Below are 394 nucleotides of genomic sequence, written 5' to 3' on the forward strand. Positions count from 1 at the left end.
CCAGGTCCAGGAGATCCGCCGCAGGGTGCAGAAGCTCTGGGGGGACCGGCACCTGCGGGATCCCTCGGGCCAATGGAAGGCCCCGCCCTGGCGGAAGGCCGTGGAGGAGTGGCCCAAGGCCCCCCTCTCCCCCATCGGGATGCGCCTCTACCCCGAGGAGCCTCCCCGGACCCTCGGGGAGTGGTGGGAGGCCCCCCGGAAGGGGGGCGGAGGGTGATCCGGCGCCTCGCCGGGGTCCTCTGGGCCCTGGCCCAGACTCTCCCCGACCCCGAGCGGGACCCCGACCTGGGGCCCTTCTGCACCTACCTGCGCCAGCGGTACGGCCGCCATCCCCTCGCCCTCTCCCCCAAGGAGTGGGAGGAGGGCCTCCTGGACCTCATCGCCGAGACCATCG

General features: G+C 74.1%; 2 pseudogenes. Both read left to right on the forward strand.

Annotation, left to right across the window (positions count from 1 at the left end):
• Nucleotides 1-217: pseudogene (locus tag BVI061214_RS00115) on the forward strand (hypothetical protein); the annotation flags it as partial.
• Nucleotides 214-394: pseudogene (locus BVI061214_RS00120) on the forward strand (hypothetical protein); the annotation flags it as partial. The pseudogenes BVI061214_RS00115 and BVI061214_RS00120, both read left to right, overlap by 4 nt.

It is taken from the genome of Thermus aquaticus (assembly GCF_001280255.1).
Lineage (GTDB): Bacteria > Deinococcota > Deinococci > Deinococcales > Thermaceae > Thermus > Thermus aquaticus.